This is a genomic window from Bartonella sp. TS82HLJMH (assembly GCF_042193495.1).
Classification (GTDB): Bacteria; Pseudomonadota; Alphaproteobacteria; order Rhizobiales; family Rhizobiaceae; genus Bartonella; species Bartonella grahamii.
In genome coordinates this window covers 1-525 of the sequence record NZ_JBHILU010000116.1, presented here as the reverse complement: position 1 = coordinate 525, position 525 = coordinate 1, and the positions used below count along the sequence as shown (strand labels likewise).

Sequence of the window (525 nt, the reverse complement as noted above, 5' to 3'; positions counted from 1 at the left end):
ACAGAAGATAAAAATGATACAGATATATCTAATTTCTTAGCCATATCTAAAAGGCGTTCTGAATGATCAACGCGAAGTTTACGTAAAATTTTACCAAAGGGTGTAAGCATCAAAAAAAGTCCTATTAGAGAAGAAATATTTTCTTCTGATTCTAACAAATCTTTTTATGATTTTCTTCAATTAATTGCGAATCAAGAGTTCTTTTCGGGAAGTTTTTTAGCAAAACCAGAGGTCCAAAGGGTCTCTAATTCTAAGATGTTTTAACTTTTTGTTAACCATCTTTTAAGATGTGAGAAGCTATTCTCTACGGCGTCCACGAAACGGGAAAAATCTATTACGAACATAAAGACAATAAAGGCAATCAATTTCATGATGCGTGACATCATCTTTAAGCCTTGATAGGTCTCTATCATCTCGTGAAGAAGCTGTTGTTCTTTTTCTGTAAGACCTTTATCTTTGGTGCTTCGTTTCTTGACCATCTTTCCAACCACATAAATGGGCTCCCTGCTTGTTATGCTTCAAAAT

Annotated in this window: 1 protein-coding gene and 1 pseudogene; both read right to left on the bottom strand. The window is 34.1% G+C overall.

What is annotated here, in order from left to right; translation table 11 throughout:
• Positions 1-110 (bottom strand): annotated as a pseudogene (locus tag ACFIKO_RS09560) (XRE family transcriptional regulator); the annotation flags it as partial.
• Between the two features lie 150 nt (positions 111-260).
• On the bottom strand, positions 261-491 hold the full coding sequence (locus ACFIKO_RS09555; protein WP_375673944.1) for a hypothetical protein: 231 nt from the start codon (positions 489-491) through the stop codon (positions 261-263).
• Positions 492-525 lie beyond the last annotated feature (34 nt).